Source organism: Streptomyces sp. M41 (assembly GCF_043673425.1).
Taxonomy (GTDB): Bacteria; Actinomycetota; Actinomycetes; order Streptomycetales; family Streptomycetaceae; genus Streptomyces.
Genome location: NZ_JBIMKE010000004.1, coordinates 398,207 through 421,420, shown reverse-complemented (window position 1 = coordinate 421,420; position 23,214 = coordinate 398,207). Strand labels below are relative to the sequence as shown.

The window sequence follows — 23,214 nt, the reverse complement described above, 5'->3', positions numbered from 1 at the left end:
TCGGTCCGGCGGTTGGGCCTTGATGGGCAGTGCTGTTTCTTGACGCCGGCCGCTGCGGGCGGACACCCCCCACCCCGACCCCTCCCGCCGTACGCGGCTACCCCGCCGTACGGGGCTACCCCGCCGTACGCGGCTACCCCGCCGTACGGGGTGCGCGCCGGCAGTGGACGTGCTTGGCGCCGTCGGCGGATGCGCGTTATGGGGTGGTCGTCGTTCTCAGGCGTGTTGCCAGGAGGGTGATGGCGATTCCTCCTGCCGCCCATGCCGAGAGGACCAGGAGTGCGGACGTTGTGTCGTTGCCCTTGAAGTAGGCGACCGAGCGGGTTGCCCAGGTGGCCGCGCCCGGGGGGAGGGCGGGGCCGATCTCCTTCCAGAACGGGGGGAGGAGTGGGGGTGGCAGGGCGCCGCCGGCGCTGGGGTTGCCCAGGATCACCACGATCAGGATGATCAGGCCGATGCCGGCCAGGCCGAAGACCGCCTGGAAGGCGAGGGTGGCTGCGCCCACCGCGAAGACGGTCAGGGCGCCCACGCCCCAGAGGGCGGCGAAGTTGCCGGGCAGGGCGCCCAGGACGGGGCCGACGATCAGGGTGCCGCCGAGTCCGGCGACGAGGGCTACCAGGGCCATGGCGATGAGGCGGATCGCCGAGCGTCTCGGGGTGGCGCGGCGGGAGCCCGAGCTGAGGGTCATGATCGACGCGCACAGGTAGCCGCCCACGCACCAGCCCACGGTGACGTAGAAGGACGAGAGCCCGTTGGAGTCCTGGCGGTCGGCCGCGGCCACGTCGACGGTGCGCAGGGTGCGGGACTCGGATCGTTCCAGGCCGGCCACGAGGGTCTGGAGGGTGGCCGCCAGGACTCTGCCGCCTCCGGTTGCCACGAGGAGGGTGTCGGTGGTGCCGGAGGGGTCGATGATCAGGGCGCCGTCGATCTCGCGGTGGAGGATCTGCTCGCGGGCCGTTGCCGCGTCGGCCAGGGGGCGGGGGTCCAGAGGGTCGCCGGGGAGGTCGGACAGGCGGGTCACCGTTTGTTGGGCGGCGGCCTGGGGGGCTACTACGCCGAAGGGCACGTTCTTGGGTTTCGGATCGTGGAGCGCGCCTACGTAGGAAGCGATGAACAGCAGGGCCAGAACCACCGTGCCGGTCACGAGCAGGGTGGCTCGTGGAGTGACGGCGTCCTTCACCTCGGCGAGGAAGGGGCTGCGGGGAGTGTCGGCGCCGGTGGTCTGCGTCATGCCCCCACGGTCCGGTTCTCGGGGTGTTTGCGCAGGTGGGAGGCGGCCGAACGGATGTCGTACGAGTGTTCGATAAAGGTCCGGGGATGGTCTATGGTGGGTTGGGAACTGATGTTCGAGAGTTGAGGTTCGGGCTCATGAGTGCGGGAGGTGCGTGTGTCGGGTTTCGCGCATCTGCACACCGTCTCCGGGTTCTCCCTGCGGTACGGCGCCTCGCATCCGGAGCGGCTGGCGGAGCGTGCCGCCGAGCGGGGGATGGACGCCCTGGCCCTCACTGATCGGGACTCGCTCGGGGGTGCCGTGCGTTTCGCCAAAGCCTGTGCGGTGGCGGGGGTGCGGCCGTTGTTCGGAGTGGAGCTGGGGGTGGCGGAGTTCGAGCTGCGGCGCGAGACGCGTGCTGTGCGGCGGGCTCCGGTGCGGGGCGGGGCCTTTGTCGATGAGTCGATGCCGCGGGTCACCTTTCTGGCCCGGGACGGGGCGCGCGGGTGGGGTGATCTATGCCGAATCGTTTCTGCCGCGCATGCCGGGGAGGGGCCGCCGCTGCTGCCCCGGGAGGACAACCGGGGGGACGGGTTGACCGTTCTGCTCGGCCCCGGCTCCGATGTCGGGCGGGCGCTCGCCGCCGGCCGGCCCGATCGGGCGGCCCGGCTGCTGGTGCCGTGGCGGGAGGTCTACGGCGACTCCCTGCGGCTGGAGGCCGTCTGGCACGGGCGTCAGGGCACCGGGCCGGGCTCGCTCCGGCTGGCCGCCCGTACCGTCGGCTTCGCCGCCGAGCAGCGTGTGCGGCCCGTACTGAGCAACGCCGTCCGGTACGCCGACCCGGGGCTGGGGCCGGTCGCCGACGTCCTGGACGCAGCGCGCCGGCTCGTGCCCGTCGGCGCCCTCGAGGAACTCGACTCCGGTGAGGCCTGGCTCAAGGGTGGGCCGGAGATGGCGCAGGCCGCCGAGCGGGTCGTCGAGGCCGCGGGGTTCCGGCGGGACACCGCGCATCGGCTGCTGGAGCAGACCCGCGCGACGGCCGCCGAGTGCCTCGTCGATCCCGAGGACGATCTCGGGATCGGTACCGTCCACTTTCCCGAGCCGCATCTCGTCGGCGCCGGGGGACGCACCGCCCAGCGGGCGCTCGCCTCCCGGGCGGTGGCCGGCATGGTGCGGCGCGGCTATGACGGGCGGCGGGCGTACTGGGAGCGGATGCACCAGGAACTGGACATCATCGCTCACCACGGGTTTGCCTCCTACTTCCTGACGGTCTCTCAAGTGGTCGATGATGTACGGAAGATGGGGATCCGAGTGGCCGCGCGGGGCTCCGGTGCGGGGTCGCTCGTCAATCATCTGCTCGGCATCGCGCACGCCGATCCCGTGGAGCACGGGCTGCTGATGGAGCGCTTCCTGTCCAAGCGCCGGCTGGTGCTGCCCGACATCGACATCGACGTGGAGTCCGCACGTCGGCTGGAGGTCTACCGCGCGATCATCGACCGGTTCGGGACCGAGCGGGTCGCGACCGTCTCGATGCCGGAGACCTACCGGGTGCGGCATGCGATCCGGGACGTGGGCGCGGCCCTGTCCATGGATCCGGCCGACATCGACCGTATCGCCAAGTCCTTCCCGCACATCCGCGCGCGGGACGCCCGGGCGGCCCTGGACGAGCTGCCCGAGCTGCGCGGGCTGGCGGGGGAACGGGAGCGGTACGGCAGGCTGTGGGAGCTGGTGGAGGCCCTCGACGCCCTTCCGCGCGGCATCGCCATGCACCCGTGCGGGGTGCTCCTCTCCGACGCCTCCCTGCTCGCCCGTACGCCCGTCATGCCGACCAGCGGCGAGGGCTTTCCCATGTCGCAGTTCGACAAGGACGACGTCGAGGAGCTCGGGCTGCTCAAGCTCGATGTGCTGGGCGTGCGGATGCAGTCGGCGATGGCGCACGCGGTCGCGGAGGTGGAGCGGGCCACGGGGGAGCGGGTCGACCTGGACGCGCTGGACTTCGAGCGGGGGGAGGGGGACCCGGAGACGTATCGGCTGGTTCGTTCCGCCGAGACCCTGGGCTGCTTCCAGATCGAGTCGCCGGGACAGCGGGACCTGGTCGGACGGCTTCAGCCCGCCACCTTTCACGATCTCGTCGTCGACATCTCGCTCTTCCGGCCGGGGCCGGTCGCCGCCGACATGGTGCGGCCGTTCATCGAGGCGCGGCACGGGCGGGCGCCGGTGCGCTATCCGCACAAGGACCTTCAGGGGCCGCTGCGGGAGACGTACGGGGTGGTCGTCTTCCACGAGCAGATCATCGACATCGTGCACATCATGACCGGGTGTGGGCGGGACGAGGCGGACCGGGTGCGGCGCGGGCTGTCGGATCCGGAGTCGCAGGGGCGCATCCGGGTGTGGTTCGCGCAGCACGCGGCGGCCAAGGGGTATGACGCGGAGACGATTCAGCGGACCTGGGAGATCGTCGAGGCCTTCGGGTCGTACGGCTTCTGCAAGGCGCACGCGGTCGCCTTCGCCGTGCCGACCTACCAGTCGGCCTGGCTGAAGGCCCATCACCCGGCCGCCTTCTATGCGGGGTTGCTCACCCACGACCCCGGGATGTACCCGAAGCGGCTGCTGCTGGCGGACGCGCGGCGGCGCGGGGTGCCGATCCTCCCGCTGGATGTGAACGCGTCGGGAGTCGCACACCGTATCGAACTGGTGTCTGAACCGGGGCGGTCCGAGGGGACTTGGGGGCTGCGGCTCGCCCTCTCCGACGTGCACGGCATCAGCGAGGCCGAGGCGGCGCGGATCGCGGCCGGGCAGCCGTATGCCTCGCTGCTCGACTTCTGGGAGCGGGGCCGGCCCAGTCGTCCGCTCGCCCAGCGGCTCGCACAGGTCGGCGCGCTGGACGCCTTCGGGGGCAACCGACGCGATCTGCAACTGCACCTCACCGAACTGCACCGGGGCGCCCGGGGCGGCGGCGGAGGGCAACTCCCGCTGGCCGACGGGCGGAAGACGGCCCCGGCCGGGCTGCCCGACCTCACCTCGGCGGAGCGGCTCAGTGCCGAGCTCGGGGTGCTGTCGATGGACGCCTCGCGCAATCTGATGGACGACCACCGGGCCTTCCTCGACGAGTTGGGCGTCGTCTCGGCGCGCCGGCTGCGCGAGGCCCGGCACGGGGAGACCGTGCTGGTCGCGGGCGCCAAGGCCGCCACCCAGACGCCGCCGATCCGGTCCGGCAAGCGGGTCATCTTCAGCACGCTGGACGACGGCACGGGCCTGGTCGACCTCGCCTTCTTCGACGACTCGCACGACGCCTGCGCCCACACCGTCTTCCACTCCTGGCTGCTGCTGGTGCGGGGGGTCGTACAGCGGCGCGGGCCGCGCAGCCTGAGCGTGGTGGGCTCCGCCGCCTGGAACCTCGCCGAGCTGATCGAGCTGCGTGCCGAGGGTGGCCTGGACGTGGTGGCGGCGCGGCTGGCGGAGCCCGTGGCGGCAGGGGACGGGGACGATCCGACGCACGGCCGGCGCATCCAGATGCCGACCGGATACGAGATGCACCCGTGGGCCGATCTTCGACCGGCGGGTCAAGAGCCTTCGCAGGTACGGAAGTTGTGGCACCAGAGTCCGGGGAGTGCGGGATGACCATCCTCTGCGTACGTTTCCAGCTGCCGCCGGCGGCCGAGGCGGCCCTGCCCGGGCTGCCGGGGCTGCTCGGGCTGCTGGAGGACTTCACGCCGGTCGTTCAGGCGCTGCCACCGGACGGGGCGCTGGCCGATCTGCGGGGCGCCGAGCGGTACTTCGGGCGTGACGCGGTCGAGCTGGCGTCGGTGATCCGGGTGCGCGCCCTCGCCCACCACGGGATCGACTGCGTGATCGGCGCGGGACCGGGGCCGATGCTGGCCCGCATGGCCCTGAGGGACGCGCGGCCAGGGGTGACGTGTGCCGTCCCCGAGGACGCCGTCGCGGAGTTCCTCGCCGACAAACCCGTCGCCGCGCTGCCCGGCGTCGGCGCCGCGACCGCCCGCACCCTGTGCGAGTACGGCGTCGACACCCTCGGCCTGGTCGCCGCCGCGCCCCTGTCCACGCTCCAGCGGCTGGTCGGCGCGAAGGCCGGCCGTGAGCTGCACGAGAAGGCGGGCGGTGTCGACCGCGGCCGGGTGGTGCCGAACGCCGTGTCGCGCTCGCTGGCCACCGAACGCCCCTTCACCCGCGACGAACTCGACCCCGGCCGACACCGCCGCGCGCTGCTCTCGGCCGCCGAGGAACTGGGCGCCCGGCTGCGCGCCGTGGACAAGGTCTGCCGCACCCTGACCCTCACCGTCCGCTACGCCGACCGCTCCTCGACCACGCGCAGCCGCACCCTGAAGGAGCCGACCGCCCACTCGGCGGCGCTGACCAGGGCGGCCTACGGCATGTACGACGCCCTCGGCCTCCAGCGCGCCCGCGTCCGCGCCCTCGCCCTGCGCGCCGAGGGCCTCGACCCCGCCGAGCACGCCTCCTACCAGCTCACCTTCGACCCGCTCGACGAGAAGGCCCGTCGGCTCGAGGAGGTCGCGGACCGCGCGCGAGCGAGGTTCGGGCCGCGCGCGGTGCTGCCGGGGGCGCTGGCGGCGTAGGTCGTGTCCGCGGCCTGGCTCTCATCGAGCCCATGGCGGGGCGATGCGGGTCCCGTCCGCCAGTTCTGCCTCCAGCCCGATGGAGGTCGTGACCCAGGTGATCGCGGTCCGGTCGGCCGGGTTCTCGACGGCCAGGGTCGCGCCCGGGTTGATGATCAGCGTGTCGCCGGTGCCGACGCGGGTCGGGTGGCCGTCGAGGGTGACGAGCAGCTCGCCGTGCAGCACATGCAGGATCTCCTCCCGGCTGACCGTGTGGGCGGGCGCCCGGGTGCCGGGCGGGATCTCCCCGCGCCAGGCGCACAGTTCCCTGCTCCCGGTGCGGGGCGAGGCGTGCGAGACGAACCGAGCGCCGTGCATCTCATGGACCACGGCCTCGGACGGGCGGACGACGGGCATGACACCTCCAGTGATGGACAAGTTACTTGACCATATAGTCAAGCTGCTTGACCTTTCCGTCAAGGGTGTTTCAATGCCTGGGTGCAGAACTCCGAAGCCATGGCCCTCTCCGCCGCCCTGCTCGCCGTCGCCGGTGAGCTCACTCAGCGCATCCATGAGGGTGTGGTCGCCCGGGGTTTCGAGGGGCTGCGGCCCGCGCACGGTTTCGCGTTCGCGCGGCTCGCTGCGGACGGGGCGACGGCCACCGACCTCGCCGTCCATCTCGGTGTGACCAAGCAGGCCGCCGGTCAGCTGGTCGACGAGATCGTGCGCAAGGGGTACGCCGAGCGCCGGCCGCACCCCGGGGATGCCCGCGCACGGCTGGTGGTGCTGACCGAGCGGGGGTGGGCCTGCACCCGCGCGGCGGAGGAGGCGGCCGCGGACGCCGTCCGGGGGTGGGTCGGCGTGCTCGGCGAGGGGGAAGTGCGGGAGCTGCTCGACCGGTTGCTGCGTATCGCGCCCAACGGGCCCATCAGGCCGACGTGGTGACGGTACGTCAGTAGTCGTGTTCGGCAGAGGTGATCCACCGCTGACCCGCCGCTGAACTACCGCTGGAAGTTTTTACTGACGCGTAACTTCACACGTCTACTACTCGCCCGTAACTTGACGAGTGAACAGCATCCTTCGTGATCCGGATCACAGGGCGTAAGGCCGTCGCACCTCCCTTGAGCCGCAAGGAGATCACACGATGCTGCCCTGGAAACGAGCGCTCAGACCCCTGGCCGCGCTCCTGCTGACCGCCGCCGTCGCCGTCGTCCCCACCACCGCCGCCGCCACCCCCGCCCAGGCTGCCGAAACCGCGGCGACCTCGCGCGGCGGCTGGAACGACTACTCCTGCAAGCCGTCCGCCGCCCATCCCCGCCCTGTCGTCCTCGTGCACGGCACCTTCGCCAACTCCGTCGACAACTGGCTGGGCCTCGCGCCCTACTTGACGAACCGCGGCTACTGCGTGTTCTCCCTCGACTACGGCCAACTGCCCGGCGTGCCCTTCTTCCATGCCCTCGGCCCCATCGAGAAGTCGGCCGAGCAACTGTCCGCCTATGTCGACAAGGTGCTCGCCGCGACCGGCGCCGCCGAAGCCGACCTGGTCGGACACTCGCAGGGCGGCATGATGCCCCGCTACTACCTCAAGTTCCTCGGTGGCGCCGACAAGGTGAACGCCCTGGTCGGGATCGCGCCCAACAACCACGGCACCACCCTGGGCGGGCTCACCAACCTGCTGCCGTACTTCCCCGGTGCCGAGGACCTGCTCTCCACCGCCACCCCCGCCCTCGCCCAGCAGGTCGTCGGCTCCGAGTTCATGGCCAAGCTCAACGCCGGCGGCGACACCGTCCCCGGCGTCCGCTACACGGTCATCGCCACCAAGTACGACGAGGTGGTCACGCCGTACCGGAGCCAGTTCCTGAACGGGCCCGGCGTCAAGAACGTCCTGATCCAGGACCTGTGCGCGATCGACCTCTCCGAGCACGCCTTCATCGGCCTCACGGACCGGATCGCCTTCCACGAGGTGGCCAACGCACTCGACCCGGCCCGGGCCAAGCCCACCACCTGCCTGTCCGCCATCGGCTGAGCAACTGAGCACCCTGACCCCGCCGAGACACACCGCCGGGGCCTGACCGGCCTGAGCCGCCGTTCAGGCCCCGGAGTTCTCGGCTCAGCGAGCTCTCGGCTCAGCGACCGTGGCGGGCGCCGCCGGCACCGGCCGCACGCCGGCGCACCGACGCGAACAGGACCGCCGAACCCAGCGCCAGCGTCGCCGCCCCGCCCATCGCCAGATACGCGGTGTTGCTGTCCCCGCCGGTCTCGGCGAGGTTCTCACCGGCACCCGCGGCCTTCGGCTGGTTGGCCGGCTCGGCGGCCGGCTTCGCCGACGTACTGGCGTCCTGGTCCCCATGGCCGTTGTGCTCGATCGTCGACTGGTCGGCACCGGCCTCGATCTGCTCCTCGGAAGGCGCGGAGGCGCTCGGCGCCGGGGCGGCCTCGCCGCTGGAGTTGCCGTTGCCGTTGCCGTTGCCGCCGGAGCTGCCACTGCCGGTGCTGCCGCTGTCGTCGGTGGTGCCGCCGGCGGCGCCGTCGCCCCCGCCGAACGAGACGTCCGAGCAGGAGTAGAACGCCTCCGGGCTGTCCGAACGCTGCCAGACGGCGTACAGCAGCTGCTTGCCCGAGCGCTCGGGCAGCTTGCCGGAGAAGGTGTAGAAGCCACCCGAGGCCGCCGGGTCGGTGGCCGTGGCCACCGGGTTGGCCAGATCCAGGTCGTTCCAGGCCAGCGGCTTCGTCGGGTCGTACCCGGGCTTGGTGATGTAGACCTTGAAGGTGCCCTTGTGCGGGGCGGTCACGCGGTACTTGAAGGTGTACGACCCTTGGCTCACGCTCGTCACCGGCCAGTCGGCGCGGGCGAGGTCGAGGCCCTTGAACGCCTCACTGTTGGCGCTGCACAGCTTGCCGTCCGGGATCAGTTCCTGGTGGCGGCCGTTCGCATTGCCGATGCGTATGCCGTTCCAGTCGTACAGGGCCTGCGTGCCACCCGCGGTGACCGCCGCCTTGCACGCGGCCGACTTCGGGCTCTCGGGGCCCTCCGCGTAACACTGCGAGACCCGGCTGACCGGATCCCCCATCGAACCGTGCGCCGTGGCCGGGGCCGTGGCGAGTGCGGTCAGGGCGAGCGGGGTCAGGCCGAGGACTGCGGCGGCGGCCTTACGGCGTGCGGGCATGGAAAATCTCCTCAGTGGTTCTGATGCGGGGGCATCCCGTGGGGGCGATCAGAAGCTAGCCCGAGAAAACCGCGAACTGGCCTGCCGGCGGCGGTTGATGGCGATCTTTAGGGTCGCCTTAAGGTACGGCTAACCAGGGCCTCAGGATGGGGTGGCCGAAGAGCCCGGCCGCGTTTGCGGCGGGGCCACTACGGGGGCGGCGCGTCCTGGTGGACCGCCCTGTTGACGCCGGTGACGACCACGGTGATGAGGGAGAGGGCGATGACCGACTCGGCCCACAGGAAGGCGAACCAGTCCAGCACGCAGCCGATCGGAGGTGTGCCGGGCGCGGTGTTGCGGAACGCGGCGAGGGCGAAGAGTGTCGCGGCCATCCAGGCGAGGCCGGGCCAGACCACGCCCTCGCTGCCGGTCGTCAGGTACCAGGCCCCGATGAGTACCGACGCCGCAAGCGCCCACATCGCCACCATCATGAAGACCGCGAAGACGAGCAGGCTGCCCGATCGCGCCACTCCCAGCGCCACCACGGCCTCCTGCCGGGGGGACACGGGTGCCGCGGAGATCGAGAAGAGCGCGTCGTTGTTGGAGAACATCATCCGTACCGGCACCTGCTCGCCGCCCACCTTCGCCCGGAACCCGATGTCGGTCTCGTAGGTGTCGAACGGGTAGTCACTGATCGATCCACCCGTCAGCGCGACCTGCACGTCTTTCGTTGTGAGCCGCTCGTGCGCCGCGAACTTCAGGTCACCCAGGGTCGCCCCGGAGGTCTGGAGGCTGAGATCGGCCACCGGAGCCGCCCCGTCCCCCTCGCCAAGGGTCCCGCGCGGGGTCACCCAGACCCGAAGGACGAGTTCTCTTCCCGCGGCGTCGACGCTCTGGACCACGGCCTCCACATCCACCCGGTCGGCGGCCGAGGATCCGACGGTGTGCCGTATGTCGGCCTCCTGCCGCTCGGTGAACTGCAGCCACGAGCCGACGGCCACGGCCACCACGATCAGGATCGCGATGGCGACGACCACGGGCAGAAGGGACCGCCTGGAGCGTCGTGGGTGAGGCGGGTCGGCAGGCGCTGCCGGACGGCCCGGACGCATCATCCGGTCCGGACGCCCGGCAGTTGGCTCGCCGCACGGAGGTCGTCTCCCGAGTGAGAGGCGGTGTAGGCGGAACGCACGTGATCCACGCTACGGGGTGGTCCTTGGACGTGCATGCGGACGAGGCTGTGGACGGCCCGGCCTTGTGCAGCGGAGACGCCCGCCGTCTCGGTGTCACCGCCTCTGCCGCGCTGCGGATGGGTGGCCCGCGGGGTCTCGATTGCGTTCGGGCCATGACGAGCGAGGACTGTGAGCTCGTCGAGCGGCGCATGGACGGGCCGTACGACCGCGTCCACTACCGCAAGCGGCTCGGTTGACCGGGTCTCATGCGGCCGGTGGCGCGTTTCAGCCGTCCGGCCACCAGGTGCGGGCGATGTCCTTGCGGACTTCGGGTCGTCCCGAGGGGCGCTCGTCGGCCTCCTCCCGGACCCGGCGGGCATCCGACTTCGTCTTCAGGGGCTTCTGCACGGTCACACGGCGCATGGCGGCCTCCTTCAGGGGCTACCGAGTTCCTCGTTCTCATGGAGGTAGACCCTTGGGGCGAGAGTTACTCATCGTCGCAGGTCCTGTCAGTGGCCGTGGTCACGATTCGGGTGTCAGTGGCGGGCGTCACCGCTGATATGTGACGAACGGTGAGCGTGTCGTCACGCGAGCGGGGGTGCGTGTGACACGGTGTTCGGCATCGGTTACGGGGTGGTGGCACGGCCGGTGGGGGCAAGGTCTACGTCAGCAGCGATTTCAGGCCACGGTCGCCGGTGGCGAGCGCCTCCAGTTCGTCGAGGGCGGTCAGCGCGGCGGCTGCCGCTCGCTGGTCCCGTTCGGCGAGGCCGCTCTCGGCGAACTCGTCCTCGTCCAGGCGCAGCACGTCCGAGCCGTCGGCCGAGCACCACAGGTCCAGGTCCAGGTCCTCCACGACAAGCTCGGTCCCGGAGACGACGGCGGGGCGCGTGATGTCGCAGTACCAGCCCTTCAGGCCGCCCCGCGCGTCGCGGACCTCCTTCACGGCGTACCAGCGGTCGCGCCAGTAGTACTCCGTGAAGACGTCGCCCGGCTCGAAGCGGACGAAGCCGAAGTCCCGGGCCCCGGCGCCGGACCAGGGGGCCCGGACCGTGATGCGGATGCCGTCGTCGTCGATCACCTCGGCCGCGTAACGGATCTTCGTACGGCCGGCCTTGACGAGGACCACCTCCAGCGGACGCGCCCGGTCAGCCGAGTTCGCGGACATGGCGGACCTCCGTCGCGCAGATCTCGTACCCGAACCACTTGTTGACCGCGAGCATCGGGCCGTTGTCTGTGTCGTTGCCCGTGAACGCCTCCGTGTATCCGGCGGCGCGGGCGCGGTGCAGGGAGTCGTTCTTGGCGAGCTTGGCCAGGCCCCGGCCGCGGAAGGCACGGGCGGTGCCGGTCATGGCGGTGCCGTACCGGGTGGCGCCGTCCGTGCGCGCGGCGCTGAAGGCGGCGGGGCGGCCGTCGACCAGCACGACCGAGGTCAGCCCATGGTCGTTCAGCGGATGCCGCCAGGTCTCTTCCAGCCACGCCTCGTAATCCGTGAACTCGGCGTCGACGTCGCCCGGCTCGTCGAGGGTCGTCTCCGCGTCCAGCTCGAACAGTGGGCGCGGGTCGTGCGCGAAGTCCGCGCCGGTGCGCAGTTCGACACCCGGCGGGAGGGGCCGGCGCGGCGGCAGCTCGCCGTTCGCCAGGTCCAGGCGGAGGAAGTGCGCCGAGCGGCTCGCCCGGTAGCCGTACCGCTCGGCGAAGGCACGGTTGCCCGGCTCGTCCAGCACCCAGGCGAAGAGCTTGGTGGCGCCGACGGCGGCCAGGTGCTCTTCGGCGACGCGCAGCAGAAGCGCACCGGCGCCGCGGCGCGTGTGCTCCGGATGCACGTACACATTGATGAACCCCTGCCCCGGTTCTGGGCTGTCATGGGCGATGCCGACCTGTGCCGTGCCGATGATCTCGCCGTTCTCCTCGGCGACGAGGGGCCTTGCGTGGGCGTCGGGATGGGCGCGGGCGGTGCCGTGGACGACGGCCTCCGGGGTGACGACGAGATAGGGGAGGGCGCGATGCCAGACACCGACGAACCCCTCCACATCGGCACGGACTTCGGGACGCAGATCGCGGACAGACACGGTCATGGAGCCGCACGCTACGCGGGGGATGCGCCGGGGTGCCTCTCATTTTCCGCGGGGTACGGGACAATCGCCTGCGTGACCTTGAAGATCCACATCGACGACAGTGCGGCCCCGTACGAGCAGGTGCGGGCGCAGATCTCCGAGCAGGCGCGGGCGGGGGTGCTACCCGTGGGATACCGGCTGCCGACCGTGCGGGGGCTGGCCGAGTCGCTGGGGCTGGCGGCCAACACGGTCGCCAAGGCCTACCGGGCGCTGGAGAGCGACGGGGTGATCGAGACGCGGGGCCGCAACGGCACCTTCGTGGCCGCGGCCGGCTCGGCCGCGGAGCGCGAGCTGGCGTCGGCGGCGCAGGCCTACGTGGAGCGGGCGCGACGGCTGGGGCTGGACGAGACGGAGGCGCTCACCGCCGTGCGCGATGCCCTGCGGGCGGCTTACGGGAAATAGGCGCGGTGCGGATCCGTGCCGAGCGCCCTCCCGCGAGGCGCGCGGGGCGGGCGCCACGGGGCATGGGGGTGGAAGGGCAGGACGGGCTGGAGGGTCTAGGCGGTTGTCAGCAGGTGATCCGGGGTTCGGGTCGGTCGCAGGTTCGCCGTCGACGCGCTGCGGGCGAACGTCATCGCGTCCTGCACCGCCGCTGCCGTCGGGTCGTTGTTGAAGTACGCGTACACGTCGTCGTCGGCGGAGAACGTGTCCGCGATGCGGTGCGCCCAGGTGTCCAGCGCCTGCCGGCCGTAGTGCGGCCACCGCTGGGCGCGGCCCTCGTGGAAGCGGACGTATCCCCAGTCGGCCGTCCGCCACAGCGGTGTCATCGGACGGGCCTTGATGTCGGCCCAGCACAGGGCGGCCCCCCGGGATTCCAGGACCGCCCGCACCTGCGGCGTCCACCAGCTGTCGTGCCGCGGCTCCACCGCGACCCGCGTCGAGGCCGGGAAGCAGGCGAGGCAGGTGTCCAGCAGCCCGGCGTCGGCCTTCAGCGTGGGCGGCAGCTGGAGGAGGACCGGGCCCAGGCGGGGGCCGAGTCCCTGAGCGTGGCTCATCAGGCGGTCCACCGGCTCCTCGGGATCCCGTAGTCGCTTGATGTGGGTCAGATAGCGGCTCGCCTTCACCGCGACCACGACATCCCCCGGCACCCGGTCCCGCCACGCCTCGAAGTTTTCCCGGCTCGGCAGACGGTAGAAGGCGTTGTTGATCTCGACCGTCGCGAAGTGCCGCGTGTACTCCTCGAGCCACAGCCGCATGGGCACGTCGGCCGGGTACAGAACGTCCCGCCAGTCCTTGTACTGCCACCCCGACGTGCCGACGAACAACGTCATACGTCCATGAAAGCACCGCGCGCTCCACGCGGCCCGCACAGCGAGGCGGCACCTCGTGCCGGGGGTGGCACCTCCCGCTGGAGCGGCGACCGGTAGCGGCCCGTGGCTACAGATAGAGCCCCGAGTCAGCGCCCTCCCGCGGCTCCGGCAGCGACGTCGGTGACGTGCCCCGTCGCAGCGCGTACAGCTCGGCGAGCGTCGCGCCCTCACGGCCGACCCCCTCCTCGGTGCCCAGCCAGCTCACCGCCTCCCGGCGGGTCAGCGGTCCCACCTCGATGCGGGCCAGACAGCGGCCGGGGCGCACGACGGCGGGGTGGAGACGCTCCAGGTCCTCGTTGGTGGTGACGCCGACCAGAACGTTACGGCCCTGCCCGAGCAGCCCGTCCGTCAGGTTGAGCAGCCTCGACAGCGCCTGTCCGGCCGTGTGCTTGGCCTCCCCGCGGATCAGTTCGTCGCAGTCCTCCAGGAGCAGCAGCCGCCAGCGGCCCTTGCCCGTCGCGTCCTCCTCGCCGATCGCGATGTCCATCAGATAGCCGACGTCGGAGAAGAGCCGCTCCGGGTCCAGTACGCAGTCCACCTGGCACCAGTCCCGCCAGGAGCGGGCCAGTGTCCGCAGCGCCGACGTCTTGCCGGTGCCCGGCGGACCGTGCAGCAGGAGCAGCCGGCCCGCGATGTCCTCCGGGGTCGTCTTCATCAGCCGGTCCATCGCGTCCGCGACCGGCGCGGTGTAGTTGGCACGCACCTCGTCCCAGGTGCCCGCGGAGATCTGCCGGGTCGTGCGGTGCGGGCCGCGCCTGGGGGAGACGTACCAGAAGCCCATGGTCACGTTCTCCGGCTGCGGCTCGGGCTCGTCGGCCGCGCCGTCCGTCGCCTCGCCCAGCACCCGCTCGGCCAGTTCCTCGCTGGTCGCCGTCACCGTGACATCGGCGCCGCGGTTCCAGCGGGAGATCAGCAGGGTCCAGCCGTCGCCCTCGGCCAGGGTCGCGCTGCGGTCGTCGTCGCGAGCCGCGCGCAGCACACGGGCGCCCGGCGGCAGAAGGGTAGCCCCGGACCGTACGCGGTCGATGTTCACCGCGTGCGAGTACGGCTGCTCGCCCGTCGCGAAGCGGCCGAGGAACAGCGCGTCGACGACGTCGGACGGCGAGTCGCTGTCGTCGACGTTGAGCCGGATCGGCAGAGCGTCGTGAGGGTTCGCAGACATGCGGCCATGATCCGGCACACGGCGCCCCCGTGCACCCGGTTTCCGTGGCACATCCCGCCAACGGTCCATGCCTGGCGCCGCAGGGCGGTCCATGCCCCGTGCCGGCAGTGCGGTCCGTGCCCCCGCCCGCCAACGGTCCAAGCCCCGTGTCCGCTGGGCGGCCATGCCCCCTGCCCGCAGCGGTCCATGCCCGGTGCCCGCCGTCCGTCAGTGCCCCGTGCCCGCCGTCCGTCAGTGCCCGCCGCCCGTGCCCACCGGCCGTCCGCGCCGGTGCCGTCGGCCGTCCGCGACCGGTGCCCGCCCCGCGTCGCCTCCTGTTACGCGACTGTGTACCGCCAAACCCTGCCCGGGCCCCCGTCACCCCCGTTACCGTTGTCCTTGATGGGACGTCATGGGTGGAATTCGGGGGCACGGCGGTGGCGGCTCACCGCGCTGCTCGGTGTGGGTCTGGCCGCGCTGGCCCTGGTGGTGACCCTGCTCAACACGCTTCCCGGCGACGGCGTGAGCACCGCGGGCACCACACGCGACGGCGACAAGGTGCACGGCACCCCGGCCGCCCCGCCGGACGGCACGGACCCCGAGGTCGGATGGGGGTTCACCCACACCCAGTACAGCGCCGACGAGGGCGAGTCGGCCGCCGTCGGGCGCGTCGAGAAACGGCTCGCGGACGCGGGGGGACTGCCCCAGATCCAGCACATCATGGGCTGGGGCGCGGACAACCCCGAACCGGTCGAGGGACGCTACGACTTCGAGGCGATGGACCGCCGTATCGACTTCGTCCGCGCCTCCGGCGGCACCCCGGTCATCACCCTGTGCTGTGCCCCCGACTGGATGAAGGGCGGCGAGCCCGGCGTCGACAGCACGGACTGGAGCCAGGCCGCCCTGGAGACGGCGCCCGACCCCGAGCACTTCGACGACTTCGCCGCGCTCGCCGTGACCGTCGCCAAGCGCTATCCCGACGTACGCCACTTCATCGTGTGGAACGAGTTCAAGGGCTTCTGGAACGACGCCGAGGCCCGCTGGGACCATGAGGGCTACACCCGGCTGTACAACCTCGTCCACAAGGCGCTGAAGAAGGTCGACCCCGGCATCATGGTGGGTGGGCCGTACCTCGTGATGGACAGTGTCGACCCGCGGGCCGCGGAGGCGTCCACCGCTGTGAAGGGCGCCTGGGGCGCCCTGGACCGGCGCACCGTCGACGCCTTCCGGTACTGGAACCGGCACAAGACCGGCGCCGACTTCGTCGTGGTCGACGGCTCCAGCTACACCCGGGACGACGAGCTGCTGCCCGACGAGTTCACGGCCACCGAGAAGTTCACTGCCGTCAGCCGGTGGGTGCGGCAGCAGACCGGCGATCTGCCGCTGTGGTGGGCCGAGTACTACGTCGAGCCCGCCGACGCCGACGACGACCGCGAGGGCTGGTCGGAGCCCCGCCGCGTCGCCGTCCAGGCCGCCGGGATGATGGCCCTGGCCAAGGGCGGCGTGTCCTCCGCGTTCTACTGGAACCCCGAGAACAAGACGGGCCGCGACTGCCCCGGCTGTCTGTGGACACCGACCGACAGCGCCGACGGCGGCCGTGCGCTGCCGATGTACGACCTGATCGCCCGGTTCGGCAAGGAGTTCCCGCCGGGGACGGACTACGAGAAGGTGTCCGTCGACACGCCCGACGTCCGGGTACTGGCCACCGGCGACGTCGTCCTGGCCGTGAACACCCTCGACCGGCAGACCGCCGTCGAGCTCGACGGAAAGAAGGTCACGTTGCAGGCGTACGAAGTCAAGTGGCTCAAGCGCTGAACCGCTCGACAACTGAACACCTGAACCGCTGAACCACTCGACCCGCCCGCCGCCGCGGACCTCCACCCGGCTACTTGATCGTCAGGAACCGCTGCACCAGCGAGGCCAGCAGCACGGCCAGCAGCGGCAGTGAGAACCAGAAGCTGCTCTGCAACCACCGCAGTTGCCGCACGCTCGGTGCCATCGCTACCCGGACGAGCTCGCGGGCCATCAGCAGCACGATCAGCGCGAGTGCCGCGAGCCCTCCGACCACCGACCACGGCGTCCAGGTCACCTGCGGCCCGATCGGCCCGGGATCGGCCTTCGGGACCTCGCCGGCCGGCTTCTTCCGGAGCGCGTACATCGTCACGTCGCCGTTGGCGAGAACCTTCTTCAGCTCCTGCCGCCTGTCCAGGTTCTGGATCAGCCGTGACTCCCAGGTCGCCGAATAGCCCACGTCCATCCGCAGATAGGTGACCTGACCACGGTTGATCATCAGATACGAGTTCGGGCCCGCGTCCTTGAGGGCCTTCACCAGACCCGAGACCAGCACCGGGTCCGCCGGCGCGAGCGTCGGCAGGTACTCCACCTTCTCCATGTCCCGCGCCCCCCACGGCATCGACGGCGTCACGACGTTGACCGGGTCGTCGCTCAGCCACAGCAGCCTGAGGCTCGGGTCGTCATGGGCGTACACATACTCCATGGCGGCGACCTCGCCGGGCCGGACCCGCTCGAACGGCTCGTTGCCCCACCGGGCCACCAGGAAGCCGCCCATCAGCACCAGGCCCGCCATGAGCGCGGCCAGCGGCGCGAGGCTCACCCGGTCCTTGTCGCGCTCCGTCGCGGTGACGCCGGTGCGCGGGAACAGCGCGAGTCCGGCGAGCAGAGCGGCGCCGGGCAGGGCGAACATGAAGACCCGCAGCGCCATCTCACCGCCGTAGGACTGCATCCCGAAGCCGAGGAACGGTACGAAGGTGAGGACGAGCAGCGAGCGCTCCCGGTAGTGGTGGAAGCGGCGACGCCACCAGCCCCAGCAGGCCATCGCCAGCACGCTGCCGGCGAGCAGCACCCGGGTGTACAGCACGAGCTTGTGGGTGGAGCTGCCGCCCTCGATGCGGCCGGAGACGGAGGACGACACATTGGTGCCGACGCCGCCGACCCCGCCGAAGAGTTCGTCGAAGTGCCCGGACCAGTACGGCTCGGCCATGAAGCCGATCCAGGCCGTCACCAGGACGCCGAACAGGAGGGGCAGGCCGCGCAGTTCGGACTTGCCGATCAGTACGAGACCGGTCAGCACGCCCAGCATCACGAACGGCGTCAGCTGGTGGGCCGGAACGCTCGCCGCGAACAGTGCCGTCACCACGCCCAGCAGCACGGCCCGCTGTCCCCGGCCGGCCGGTTCGACCTCGGCCTCGCCCGGCCGGCGCTTCGTCCAGATCACGCCGGGCGCCCGGAACCAGACCAGCAGGACCGCCGCGAACACCAGGTACAGCAGATAGGTGAAGCCCTGCGGTGAGAAGTAGTCCTGGCCCACCCAGCCGCTGAGCACGAACACCCAGATTCCGGTCCACTTGGCGCGCCAGCTCGCCCGCATATGGCGCACCAGCAGGAACATCGGCACCAGGTAGAGCAGTTGCACGGTCAGCGGCCACCAGCGGATGACCTCGGTGAGGTCACCGACCCCGCACGCCTTCGCGACGAACGCGGCGACCGCGAAGAACCCGGGCCAGCTCCAGCGTGCGTCCAGGTCGGGCACGGCCGACCCGGTGCGGTCGATGTAGTCGAGGAAGCCCAGGTGCTGCCAGGCCGTCGCGAACCGCGGCTCGGTCTCGATCAGCGCGGGCAGGGAGTGCAGCGACACGACCGTCGCGAGCAAAGTCACCAGCAGCAGCGCCCGATGCTCACGGCCCAGCCACAGCAGCGAGGCGAACACCACCGTCAGCAACGCGGCCCCGGCCAGCGTGGGCAACGGCAGCACGGAGACCAGCCCGAGCCCGCCCATCCGGTCCAGATCGGCCTCGCCGAGCCGCAGCGCGGGCACCCAGTACAGCAGCAGCGCCGCTGCCAGCAGACAGCCGAGGACGACCCCGGCCCGGGTGGGCAGCAGACGCTCGGCCCAGGCCGGGGCGGGCGCCTGCGGCTGTCGTACGGCCTCTTCGTGCATGGGCGGCTCTTCCCGTACGGCTCTGTCCTGCCGTACGACGGCCTCCTCCCGTACGGCAGCCTCCTCGCGCTCTGGCAGTGCGGCCTCCTCGCCCTTGCCCGCGTCGAACTCGGACTCGAAGGGCGCGTCCACCTCCGCCGGGCCCAGCGACGCCTCCGAGCCGGGTGCGCGCTCCTCCACCGGGAGCCCGAACTCCGGCTCGCGTGCCCAGGCCGGCCGGTGTTCCGGGCGGAGCGACGGGGTGCCCGTGGGTGGCGTGCCCGGCCCCGGGCGGACGTCGGGCCGGCGCTCCAGATGGTCGAAGTCCACATGGATGCCGAGGGCCAGGGTGTCGCTGTCCAGCGCCCAGGCGGGCCCCCGCTTGCGCGCCCCCGCCGACGCCTCGCGCGCCCCGAGGTCGGAGAGGTCACCGTCCGGGGCCGTGTCCTGAGGCACCTCCGCCGCCGTGGCCCGCGCGGTCCGGTACAGCTTGGGCGCGGCGATGGCGACGATCACCGACAGCGCGACGATCTCGGCGACACCGGCGCCGGTCAGGCCCATGCGGGGGAGCAGCAGCAGCGTCAGGCCGAGCACCAGGGCGCACAGCAGGCCCTGGAGCCAGGCCAGTCCGGCGGTGCGGCTCTGGGCACGCAGGACCGCGAAGTACGTCTCCATGACGACCCGCAGCAGCGCGCCGACCGCGAACCAGCGCAGCAGCGGGGTGGCCGCGTCCGCATAACCCTGGCCGAAGACGCCCAGGATCCACGGCGCCCCGAAGAACAGGATCGCGCAGACCGGCACCATGATCCGCGCCATGCGCCGCAGCGCGGCACGGGTGTTGGCGGCCAGCCGCCGCGGGGCGTGCGAACCCTCGACCGTGAGGGAGGCACCCATGTTGATGGCGAGCAGATTGACGGTGCCGCCGATGGTGGCCGTGATGTAGAAGTACGCGTTGTCCTCGGCGGACACCTGCGCGGCCACGATCACGGGGATCAGATAGACCACGGCCAGCGAGAACAGCGAGCCGGTGTAGTCACCCGCGAGGAACTTCCCGATCTCCCGCAGCGACGGCGGCCGGGCGCGGTTCTCGGTCGCCGCCACATGGCGCGGCACCAACCGCCGGAACACCAGCCAGCCCAGCGGCAGCACCGACACCGCGATCGCCGCGACCCACGACACGAAGACACCGGCGGTGGGGATCGCCACCGCGAAGGCCACCAGCAGCGCCAGCTTCACCGCGGAGAACACGGTGTTGCCGACCGGCACGTATGCCGCGCTGCGCAGCCCGGTCAGCACCCCGTCCTGGAGCGTGAGCAGGTTCCATGCGACGACGGCCACGACGAAGAAGAGCCCGCCGGCCGCCCCGTGCAGGAACCGGTACGACGGCCCCCACAGATCCAGCGTCAGCAGGAAGGCGCCCGCGGCCAGCGCAACCACCACGCAACTGCCCGCGTACGTACGGAAGATGAGCCGTCCGCTGGCGCGCCCAGCCACCGGGATGAAACGCGCGAGCGCCCCCGTCAGCGTCACCGCGGTCAGTCCCGCGAGGAACTTCATCGCGGCGATCGCGGCGGAACCCTGGCCGACCGCGGATTCGGAGTAGTGGCGGGCGGCGGCCAGCCAGAATCCGAGCCCCAGCACGGCGGAGATACCGGTGTTGAGCATCAGGGCGTAGGCGTTGCGGAACAGCTGGCTGCCACCGGCGGACCCGCCCAGGCCGGGCAGGCGGAGCCGGCGCCCCGACTGCTCGGACGCCGTCGCGTCTCCGGCTTCGGGCTCGGTCGTGGTCGTCGTGTCAGACACGGGTACGGATGGCCTTCCGGCGGACCTGTCGTGCTCTGCGGACCAGGGCGTACCCCTTGGTGAGGGCACGGTCCCCGGCGAACGAACGGGCGATCGCACGGCCTTGGACCAGCCGCCCGAACTCCTCGATACCGGTGGCGCGGCGCACGGTGAGCCGGGTGAGGGCGTACGGGCCCTGCCGCCGCCGCGCGAGGCCGTTGTTCACGGCGAGCGCCTGGGCGTACCCGGTCTCCCGTACCGCCTCGCGCACCCGGCGGCTGGAGTAGCCGTACGGGTAGGCGAACGAGGCCGGGACGGTGCCCAGCCGGTCCGAGACGATCTCCTTGCACAGGATCAGCTCGGAGCGCAGCCTGTCGTCCGGGAGCTGGTCGAGCTGGGGATGCGTGTGGCTGTGACCGCCGATCTCGACGCCGGCCCCGGCCAGTTCGCGGACCTGGTCCCAGTCGAGCATGGTGTCCAGGCCGCCGCCCATGTCGTGCGGGCCCTTCAGCCAGCCGGTGGAGACGAACACCGTGGCCGCGAAACCGTGCTTGGCGAGCACGGGCAGCGCGTGCCGGTGCACACCCTCGTAGCCGTCGTCGAAGGTGATCAGCACCGGCCGCTCGGGCAGCGGTCGGCCCGAGCGCCAGCGGGCCGCGAGGTCGGCGGTGGTGACCGGCGTCAGCCCCAGCTCGGCGATCAGCGCCATCTGCTCGGCGAACGCCTCCGGTGCCACCGACAGCGCGCGGGTGGCGTCGTTCGGCGTGGTGGAGACGGCGTGGTACATGAGAATCGGTACGCGCGGCTCGCTCATCCCGCTCCCCCCTCGGTGCCCGCTCCCCCCTCGGTGCCGGCTCCCCCCTCGGTGCCGGCTGCCTCCTCGGTGCCGGCCGCCCCCTCGACCGCCGCGACGGAGTAGCCGGCTCCGCCCCGCCGCGCCCGGGCACTCCCCACCACGTACCCACCGGCCGCGGTGAGCACCCCGGCGACGATCGCCCCGGCCCGCCCCGCGCCGCCCGGCCGGGCCAGCAGCGCGTCCCGCAGCCCCCGCGCCACCCCGGCCGGCAGGACCCGGGTGGCGTACCGGCGTTCGGACTCGAGTCCCTTGTCCGCACCGACGCTCCGGGCCACCAGCGCCTTCGACAGGCCCTCGGCATACGTCCGGGTGCGGAAGTACCGGAAGTGCTCGCGCGGTCCGGGCACCCGGTGGTGGATCACGGCACGGTCGTCGATCAGCAGTACCGCGTCGGGCCGGGCCCGGGTGAGCCGGATGCACAGCTCCGTCTCCTCGCAGCCCAGCGGCAGCCGGTCGCCGTCGCGTCCGATGCCGGTGGCGAAACCGCCCGCGAAGTCGAACGCCGTACGCCGGAAGGAGGCGTTGCCGCCGAGGACGTTGCGCACGCGCACCCGGCCGGGCGGCAGGCCCCGGTAGGTGCAGCCCACCACCCAGTCGAACTCCTCCGGGAACCAGTGCGGCCGGCGCCCCGACGCCCAGATCGGCTCGGTCCGCCCGCCGACGGCCATGACGCGCGGGTCGGCGTACCCGGCCGCGAAGTGCCGCAGCCAGTCGCGCTCGGCCACCGCGTCGTCGTCGAGGAACGCGACGACCTCGCCGTAGGAGGCGGCGATACCGGTGTTGCGGCCGGCGGACAGGCCGCGGGGGCCCGCGTTGGCGAGCACCCGCACCTCGCCCGCGCCGGCCTCGGACTCCTCGGACTCCTCGGACTCCTCGGACTCCTTGTACTCCTTGGTGAGCCGCTCCAGGAGCGCCTCGTTGTGATCGACGACCAGCAGCGTCTCCAGCGCCGGATACGACTGCGCCCGCACCGAGGAGACCGCCGCGAGGATGTCCTCCCAGCGGTCCTCGGTGTACACGCAGATCACGACGGAGATGTCGGGACCGCTCAAGACGCCTCTCCCCGGACCGAGCGAACGGGGTGAACCGGCTGGACCGACGCCACCGAGCCGAGCGTCGGGGAGTGCGCCGCGGCGGTGCGGCGGCGCAGGGCACGTCGGTTGGAGCGCTCCTTGAGGATCACCTTGAGCACCCGCAGCCCGTCCCGCACGGCCCGCAGATTGCTCGTGCCGTGGATGCGGAGGTACTCGTGGCTGGGTATCTCCTGCACCTTCAGCCCCGCCTTGACGACCCGGATGTTCATCAGGGTCTCCACCTCGAAGCCGGTGCAGTCGAGGTCGATCTTGTCCAGGCAGTGCCGCCAGAACGCGTTGTATCCGTAGCAGAGGTCGGTGTAGCGGGCGCCGAACTTGCGGTTGACGGCCGTGCACAGCGCCCAGTTGCCGAGTTTGCGGATCGGCGTCATGTCGTCGGTGCCGCCGCCGTTGGCGAAACGGGACCCCTTGGCGAAGTCCGCGCCCGAGACCAGGGCGGAGACGTACGACAGGATCTCGTTGCCGTCGGCCGAGCCGTCCGCGTCGACCATCACGATGATGTCGCCGGTGGCCGCCTCGAACCCGGTGATCAGGGCATCCCCCTTGCCCTTGCCGCGCTGCCGCACGACCTTCACGTCCGGCCACAGCCCTCGGGCCACATCGACGGTGTCGTCGGTGGAGTTGCCGTCCACCAGGACCACTTCGTGTATCCAGTCCGGCAGGGTCTTGAAGACGTACGGAAGGTTCTCCGCCTCGTTCATGGCCGGGATCACCACGCTCACCGGCGGCGCGATGGCCAGATGCGAGGAGACGGGCCGGTACTTGCCGGCAGTGGTCGGACCTTGGTCCGCGACCGCCGGGCGCAGAACAGAGCTCATGAGTCTGGTCCCTCTCGTCCGGTGGACCGCCCGCCCCTGGGCGGCCCGGCATTGTGTCCGGTT

20 protein-coding genes are annotated in these 23,214 nt (G+C 71.8%); 7 read left to right on the top strand and 13 right to left on the bottom strand.

The annotated features are described in order from the left end of the window. Window positions 1-196 precede the first annotated feature (196 nt). The gene (locus ACHBTE_RS08460) at window positions 197-1,231 is read right to left on the bottom strand and encodes a DUF3533 domain-containing protein (RefSeq protein ID WP_394722870.1); all 1,035 of its coding nucleotides are present in this window, start codon (window positions 1,229-1,231) and stop codon (window positions 197-199) included. 156 nt (window positions 1,232-1,387) lie between these two features. Here ACHBTE_RS08460 and ACHBTE_RS08455 point away from each other — a divergent pair, with 156 nt between their 5' ends. Together ACHBTE_RS08455 and ACHBTE_RS08450 are read left to right on the top strand one after the other, a co-directional pair. Further along, window positions 1,388-4,831 (top strand): DNA polymerase III subunit alpha, encoded by a 3,444-nt coding sequence (locus ACHBTE_RS08455; RefSeq protein ID WP_394722869.1) that lies wholly within the window; start codon window positions 1,388-1,390, stop codon window positions 4,829-4,831. Continuing rightward, complete coding sequence (locus ACHBTE_RS08450) at window positions 4,828-5,805, top strand: hypothetical protein (RefSeq protein ID WP_394722868.1); 978 nt, start codon at window positions 4,828-4,830, stop codon at window positions 5,803-5,805. The genes ACHBTE_RS08455 and ACHBTE_RS08450 overlap by 4 nt, the downstream gene beginning before the upstream one ends. A gap of 21 nt (window positions 5,806-5,826) precedes the next feature. Here the strand turns inward: ACHBTE_RS08450 and ACHBTE_RS08445 are convergent, their stop codons facing one another. Further along, window positions 5,827-6,201: a cupin domain-containing protein gene (locus ACHBTE_RS08445; RefSeq protein WP_394722867.1), complete on the bottom strand. Its 375-nt coding sequence runs from the start codon at window positions 6,199-6,201 to the stop codon at window positions 5,827-5,829. Between the two features lie 81 nt (window positions 6,202-6,282). Between ACHBTE_RS08445 and ACHBTE_RS08440 the strand changes: the two genes are divergently transcribed. Then, window positions 6,283-6,729: a MarR family winged helix-turn-helix transcriptional regulator gene (locus ACHBTE_RS08440; RefSeq protein ID WP_394722866.1), complete on the top strand. Its 447-nt coding sequence runs from the start codon at window positions 6,283-6,285 to the stop codon at window positions 6,727-6,729. A gap of 199 nt (window positions 6,730-6,928) precedes the next feature. Beyond that, a complete protein-coding gene (locus ACHBTE_RS08435; protein WP_394722865.1) occupies window positions 6,929-7,810 on the top strand; it encodes an esterase/lipase family protein in 882 nt (293 codons plus the stop codon). Between the two features lie 100 nt (window positions 7,811-7,910). Here the strand turns inward: ACHBTE_RS08435 and ACHBTE_RS08430 are convergent, their stop codons facing one another. Continuing rightward, window positions 7,911-8,951, bottom strand: a complete 1,041-nt coding sequence (locus ACHBTE_RS08430) for a lytic polysaccharide monooxygenase (protein ID WP_394722864.1) — start codon at window positions 8,949-8,951, stop codon at window positions 7,911-7,913. Between the two features lie 188 nt (window positions 8,952-9,139). Continuing rightward, window positions 9,140-9,973 (bottom strand): DUF4436 family protein, encoded by an 834-nt coding sequence (locus ACHBTE_RS08425; protein ID WP_394722890.1) that lies wholly within the window; start codon window positions 9,971-9,973, stop codon window positions 9,140-9,142. A 170-nt stretch (window positions 9,974-10,143) separates the two neighbouring features. On the opposite strand from ACHBTE_RS08425, the gene ACHBTE_RS08420 reads away from it, so the two are divergent. Beyond that, window positions 10,144-10,356 (top strand): hypothetical protein, encoded by a 213-nt coding sequence (locus ACHBTE_RS08420; RefSeq protein ID WP_394722863.1) that lies wholly within the window; start codon window positions 10,144-10,146, stop codon window positions 10,354-10,356. Between the two features lie 28 nt (window positions 10,357-10,384). Here the strand turns inward: ACHBTE_RS08420 and ACHBTE_RS08415 are convergent, their stop codons facing one another. The 3 genes from ACHBTE_RS08415 to ACHBTE_RS08405 all read right to left on the bottom strand — a co-directional run bounded on the left by ACHBTE_RS08415 (window position 10,385) and on the right by ACHBTE_RS08405 (window position 12,174). Next, a complete protein-coding gene (locus tag ACHBTE_RS08415; protein ID WP_394722862.1) occupies window positions 10,385-10,522 on the bottom strand; it encodes a hypothetical protein in 138 nt (45 codons plus the stop codon). Between the two features lie 238 nt (window positions 10,523-10,760). Beyond that, window positions 10,761-11,264 carry a DUF402 domain-containing protein gene (locus ACHBTE_RS08410; RefSeq protein WP_394722861.1) on the bottom strand — a complete coding sequence of 168 codons (504 nt, stop codon included), beginning with the start codon at window positions 11,262-11,264 and terminating at the stop codon, window positions 10,761-10,763. Then, on the bottom strand, window positions 11,245-12,174 hold the full coding sequence (locus ACHBTE_RS08405) for a GNAT family N-acetyltransferase (protein WP_394722860.1): 930 nt from the start codon (window positions 12,172-12,174) through the stop codon (window positions 11,245-11,247). Before ACHBTE_RS08405 ends, ACHBTE_RS08410 begins: the two co-directional genes overlap by 20 nt. A gap of 72 nt (window positions 12,175-12,246) precedes the next feature. Between ACHBTE_RS08405 and ACHBTE_RS08400 the strand changes: the two genes are divergently transcribed. Next, on the top strand, window positions 12,247-12,615 hold the full coding sequence (locus ACHBTE_RS08400) for a GntR family transcriptional regulator (RefSeq protein ID WP_394722859.1): 369 nt from the start codon (window positions 12,247-12,249) through the stop codon (window positions 12,613-12,615). A 95-nt stretch (window positions 12,616-12,710) separates the two neighbouring features. Here the strand turns inward: ACHBTE_RS08400 and ACHBTE_RS08395 are convergent, their stop codons facing one another. Both ACHBTE_RS08395 and ACHBTE_RS08390 read right to left on the bottom strand, forming a co-directional pair. Further along, window positions 12,711-13,484 carry a DUF72 domain-containing protein gene (locus ACHBTE_RS08395; protein ID WP_394722858.1) on the bottom strand — a complete coding sequence of 258 codons (774 nt, stop codon included), beginning with the start codon at window positions 13,482-13,484 and terminating at the stop codon, window positions 12,711-12,713. A gap of 106 nt (window positions 13,485-13,590) precedes the next feature. Further along, a complete protein-coding gene (locus tag ACHBTE_RS08390; protein ID WP_394722857.1) occupies window positions 13,591-14,685 on the bottom strand; it encodes a DUF5925 domain-containing protein in 1,095 nt (364 codons plus the stop codon). A gap of 381 nt (window positions 14,686-15,066) precedes the next feature. Here ACHBTE_RS08390 and ACHBTE_RS08385 point away from each other — a divergent pair, with 381 nt between their 5' ends. After that, complete coding sequence (locus tag ACHBTE_RS08385; RefSeq protein WP_394722856.1) at window positions 15,067-16,479, top strand: xylan 1,4-beta-xylosidase; 1,413 nt, start codon at window positions 15,067-15,069, stop codon at window positions 16,477-16,479. A 70-nt stretch (window positions 16,480-16,549) separates the two neighbouring features. Here the strand turns inward: ACHBTE_RS08385 and ACHBTE_RS08380 are convergent, their stop codons facing one another. Genes ACHBTE_RS08380 through ACHBTE_RS08365 form a run of 4 tightly spaced genes read right to left on the bottom strand, consistent with a single transcriptional unit; the run spans window position 16,550 to window position 23,151 of the window. After that, on the bottom strand, window positions 16,550-20,404 hold the full coding sequence (locus ACHBTE_RS08380) for a lipopolysaccharide biosynthesis protein (RefSeq protein ID WP_394722855.1): 3,855 nt from the start codon (window positions 20,402-20,404) through the stop codon (window positions 16,550-16,552). Beyond that, the gene (locus ACHBTE_RS08375; protein ID WP_394722854.1) at window positions 20,397-21,197 is read right to left on the bottom strand and encodes a polysaccharide deacetylase family protein; all 801 of its coding nucleotides are present in this window, start codon (window positions 21,195-21,197) and stop codon (window positions 20,397-20,399) included. Before ACHBTE_RS08375 ends, ACHBTE_RS08380 begins: the two co-directional genes overlap by 8 nt. Further along, entirely contained in the window at window positions 21,194-22,291 is a 1,098-nt protein-coding gene (locus tag ACHBTE_RS08370; protein ID WP_394722853.1) for a glycosyltransferase family 2 protein, read from the bottom strand. The genes ACHBTE_RS08375 and ACHBTE_RS08370 overlap by 4 nt, the downstream gene beginning before the upstream one ends. Beyond that, window positions 22,288-23,151: a glycosyltransferase family 2 protein gene (locus tag ACHBTE_RS08365; RefSeq protein WP_394722852.1), complete on the bottom strand. Its 864-nt coding sequence runs from the start codon at window positions 23,149-23,151 to the stop codon at window positions 22,288-22,290. Before ACHBTE_RS08365 ends, ACHBTE_RS08370 begins: the two co-directional genes overlap by 4 nt. Window positions 23,152-23,214 lie beyond the last annotated feature (63 nt).

Bases quoted from the DNA above. Each gene is read 5' to 3' on its own strand.
- ACHBTE_RS08445 (WP_394722867.1), bottom strand. From the start codon at position 6,201: ATGCCCGTCGTCCGCCCGTCCGAGGCCGTGGTCCATGAGATGCACGGC.
- ACHBTE_RS08430 (WP_394722864.1), bottom strand. From the start codon at position 8,951: ATGCCCGCACGCCGTAAGGCCGCCGCCGCAGTCCTCGGCCTGACCCCG.
- ACHBTE_RS08460 (WP_394722870.1), bottom strand. From the start codon at position 1,231: ATGACGCAGACCACCGGCGCCGACACTCCCCGCAGCCCCTTCCTCGCC.
- ACHBTE_RS08410 (WP_394722861.1), bottom strand. From the start codon at position 11,264: ATGTCCGCGAACTCGGCTGACCGGGCGCGTCCGCTGGAGGTGGTCCTC.
- ACHBTE_RS08405 (WP_394722860.1), bottom strand. From the start codon at position 12,174: ATGACCGTGTCTGTCCGCGATCTGCGTCCCGAAGTCCGTGCCGATGTG.
- ACHBTE_RS08450 (WP_394722868.1), top strand. From the start codon at position 4,828: ATGACCATCCTCTGCGTACGTTTCCAGCTGCCGCCGGCGGCCGAGGCG.
- ACHBTE_RS08395 (WP_394722858.1), bottom strand. From the start codon at position 13,484: ATGACGTTGTTCGTCGGCACGTCGGGGTGGCAGTACAAGGACTGGCGG.
- ACHBTE_RS08390 (WP_394722857.1), bottom strand. From the start codon at position 14,685: ATGTCTGCGAACCCTCACGACGCTCTGCCGATCCGGCTCAACGTCGAC.
- ACHBTE_RS08365 (WP_394722852.1), bottom strand. From the start codon at position 23,151: ATGAGCTCTGTTCTGCGCCCGGCGGTCGCGGACCAAGGTCCGACCACT.
- ACHBTE_RS08375 (WP_394722854.1), bottom strand. From the start codon at position 21,197: ATGAGCGAGCCGCGCGTACCGATTCTCATGTACCACGCCGTCTCCACC.
- ACHBTE_RS08385 (WP_394722856.1), top strand. From the start codon at position 15,067: ATGGGACGTCATGGGTGGAATTCGGGGGCACGGCGGTGGCGGCTCACC.
- ACHBTE_RS08415 (WP_394722862.1), bottom strand. From the start codon at position 10,522: ATGCGCCGTGTGACCGTGCAGAAGCCCCTGAAGACGAAGTCGGATGCC.
- ACHBTE_RS08435 (WP_394722865.1), top strand. From the start codon at position 6,929: ATGCTGCCCTGGAAACGAGCGCTCAGACCCCTGGCCGCGCTCCTGCTG.